This is a genomic window from Microcystis sp. M049S2, assembly GCF_020245625.1.
In the GTDB taxonomy this organism is placed as follows: Bacteria; Cyanobacteriota; Cyanobacteriia; order Cyanobacteriales; family Microcystaceae; genus Microcystis; species Microcystis ichthyoblabe_A.
Genome location: NZ_JADBUN010000172.1, coordinates 1 through 3,571, shown reverse-complemented (window position 1 = coordinate 3,571; position 3,571 = coordinate 1). Strand labels below are relative to the sequence as shown.

At 44.6% G+C, this 3,571-nt stretch carries 1 protein-coding gene; it reads left to right on the top strand.

The genetic code is table 11. The features are described from left to right. Window positions 1–678: 678 nt before the first annotated feature. The gene (clpB, locus tag IM496_RS15140) at window positions 679–3,339 is read left to right on the top strand and encodes an ATP-dependent chaperone ClpB (protein ID WP_194015741.1); all 2,661 of its coding nucleotides are present in this window, start codon (window positions 679–681) and stop codon (window positions 3,337–3,339) included. Window positions 3,340–3,571 lie beyond the last annotated feature (232 nt).

The following is a 3,571-nucleotide window of genomic DNA, read 5'->3' as shown; positions in this document are numbered from 1 at the left end:
GTGTCTTTTTCCTTTATCTTTCCGAAAATCCTTGACTTGTTTCAGTTTTTCTATTAAGCTCAACATATATTTAAAAGGTTGGCGGTCACTTATCATTTTACCTGGCAGTGATCGCTTTTACTTTTGATATTCTGATGGGAGAATGAAACAGCCCTACCCAAACCCCCCGTTGGGGGCGTGGCGCGGCCACTGAGCCTTTACATTGAGCCTTTACATTGAGCTTGTCGAAATGTGTCGAAATGTGTCGAAGTGCCGCCCCCAAACCCCCCGCGCATTAGTTTTTCGGTGGGATGCTTACACGCAGCCGCTGACGCATCTGTAATAATTTGAGAGTCACTTCACTCGCAGGGGTGCCTCTCCTGATATGTAGCCTATACTCAACGGATTTAGTATGATTGACGAATTTGCCTTATTTCAGCTTCTATTTTCAAGTCAGGAGATAGGAGTCAGGAGATAGGAGATAGGAGACTTTTTTATTTATTCTCCCCACACCCTACACCCTACACCCTACACCCTACACCCTACACCCCACACCCCACACCCTACACCCCACACCCCACACCCTACACCCTACACCCTCTTTCAAGTCAGTCCCTTTGTCGATCCTGGAACTTTGTGATCGGTCGAGACTCCTTGCTATACTATACCTCTGACACTGGCTTTCCTCATTGGTGCAGAATGCAACCCACAGACTCGAATAAATTTACCGAACAAGCTTGGGATTCAATCGTTAAATCGCAAGAAATTGCGCGACGATTCAAAAACCAGACCTTAGAGGTGGAACACGTTATTATTGCCCTCCTAGAGCAGAATAACGGTCTAGCCACCCGGATTTTACAAAAAGCTAATATAGAAATTCCGCGACTGCAACAACAGCTAGAAGTCTTCACCAACCGACAGCCGAAAGTGGCCATCGTCGATCAATTATACCTAGGTCGTGGTCTCGATCTGTTGCTCGATCGAGCGGAAGCATCCCGGGAAAGTTGGCAAGATAAATTTATCTCCGTCGAACATCTTCTCGTCGGTTTTGCCGAAGATGAAAGGGTTGGCCGGAAATGTTTACGCACTTTCAATCTTGACCCCCAAGATTTAGAATTAGCTATCAAAGCTATTCGCGGTACTCAAAAGGTTACTGAACCCAATCAAGAGGAAAAATACGAAGCTTTAGATAAATATGGCCGGGATTTAACAGCGGCGGCCAAAGAAGGCAAATTAGACCCGGTTATCGGTCGCGATGAAGAAATTCGACGGGTGGTACAAGTCCTCTCGCGACGGTCGAAAAATAACCCGGTTTTAATTGGTGAACCGGGAGTAGGAAAAACCGCTATTGCGGAAGGATTGGCCCAAAGGATTGTTAACGGAGATGTTCCCGAATCTTTGAAAAATCGTCAGTTAATTTCCCTTGATATGGGAAGTTTAATCGCTGGGGCAAAATATCGAGGCGAATTCGAGGAAAGATTGCGGTCAGTCATGAAAGAAGTTACCCAATCAGAAGGGCGAATTATTCTCTTTATTGATGAACTGCATACCGTTGTCGGTGCGGGTTCTAGGGAAGGGGGATCGATGGATGCAGGCAACCTATTAAAACCTATGTTAGCTCGGGGAGAATTGCGCTGTATTGGGGCGACAACTTTGGATGAATATCGCAATCATATTGAAAAAGACCCTCCTTTAGAAAGACGTTTTCAACAGGTTTATATTAAGGAACCTTCCGTGGAGGATACTATCTCGATTCTCCGGGGTTTAAAAGAACGTTATGAGGTGCATCATGGGGTGACAATTACCGATTCGGCCCTAGTGGCAGCAGCTACCCTATCCCATCGTTATATTAGCGATCGCTTTTTACCGGATAAAGCGATCGATTTAGTCGATGAAGCGGCGGCCAAATTAGAGGTAGAAAGTACCACTAAACCCGCCGATTTGGAAATGATAGATCGTCGCTTAATGCAGTTACAGATGGAAAAATTCTCCTTAGAAAAAGAGGAGAAAAAAGATCGAGCTTTTCAAGATCGTTTAGAAAGAATTATCGAAGAAATTGAGGAATTAGAAAGTAAACAAAAGCCTCTCGCTGACCAATGGCAAACGGAAAAACATATCGCCGAGGAAATTAAATTATTGCGAGAAGAGGAAGAACAATTGCGCCTACAGGTGGAACAGGCGGAACGAGCTTATGATCTCAATAAAGCGGCCCAATTAAAGTATGGCAAACTAGAAATTTTACAAGGGGAATTAGAAGCAAAAGAAAAAGAACTAGAAACGATTCAAGCGGCAGGTTCTACCCTGTTAAGACAGCAAGTCACCGATGCCGATATTGCCGAAATAGTCGCCCGTTGGACGGGAATTCCCGTCAATCGGTTAATGGAATCGGAACGACAAAAATTATTAGAATTAGAGTCTCATTTACAGAAAAAAGTGGTCGGACAAAATGAAGCGGTCACGGCAGTAGCAGCGGCGATTCGACGCGCACGTGCGGGAATGAAAGATCCCTCCCGTCCGATTGGTTCATTCCTATTTATGGGACCCACAGGAGTGGGTAAAACCGAGTTAGCGCGGGCCTTGGCGGGGTTACTGTTCGACTCCGAAGAAGCCATGGTTCGCATCGATATGTCGGAATACATGGAAAAACACGCGGTTTCGCGGTTAATCGGCGCTCCTCCGGGTTATGTGGGTTACGAGGAAGGAGGACAACTATCGGAAGCAGTGCGTCGTCGTCCCTATTCTGTGGTTTTATTGGATGAAGTGGAAAAAGCCCATCGGGATGTTTTTAACATTTTATTACAAGTGCTTGACGATGGGCGCATTACCGACTCTCAGGGGCGCGTGGTGGATTTTCGGAATACGATTATCGTCATGACCAGTAATATTGGCAGTGACCATATTTTAAATGTTTCCGAAGATGCCGATTATGAGGAGATGCGGAAACGGGTTTTAACAGCTTTGCGGAGTCATTTTCGTCCCGAATTTTTGAATCGTATCGACGATTTAATTATTTTCCATACCCTGAAAAAAGAAGAATTGCGTTACATTGTTCGTCTGCAATTACAGCGTCTGGAAAGATTATTAGCAGAACAAAAAATCAATCTAGAATTAACTACGGCTGCAGAAAATCATATCGTTACTGTTGGTTACGATCCTACCTACGGTGCGCGACCTTTAAAACGCGCTATCCAACGGGAGTTAGAGAATCCTTTAGCCACAAAAATTCTCGAACAAGCTTTTATGGAAGGGGATACGGTGGTAATTGATTGTCTGGATGAAGGGTTAAGTTTTAGCAAAAAGGAGCTAGAAAAGGAAGGGCAAACATTAGAATTAGCCGTGGTTAACCTCAGTTCGGATTAAAACCAGATAGGGGATATATTTCCCCTCTGAGTTTACCGTAAAAGCCAAAAATGTCCAAAAAGAATCCTATTTTTTCCCTTGGGCGGTTAGTCTAGCCTGCATTATTCATGAAGACTTTGGAAAATCCTCGAAAGCCTTGGCAAGAAGTTCATCTAGCGATCTGGCTGAAAAACAGTCTGTTTTTTGAGATGTCCTCACAATCAGGTTTTTGCCAGTTGGTGAATAATGCAGG

Excerpts from the sequence above, each read along its gene's own strand:
- clpB (WP_194015741.1), top strand. The coding sequence starts at position 679 with ATGCAACCCACAGACTCGAATAAATTTACCGAACAAGCTTGGGATTCA.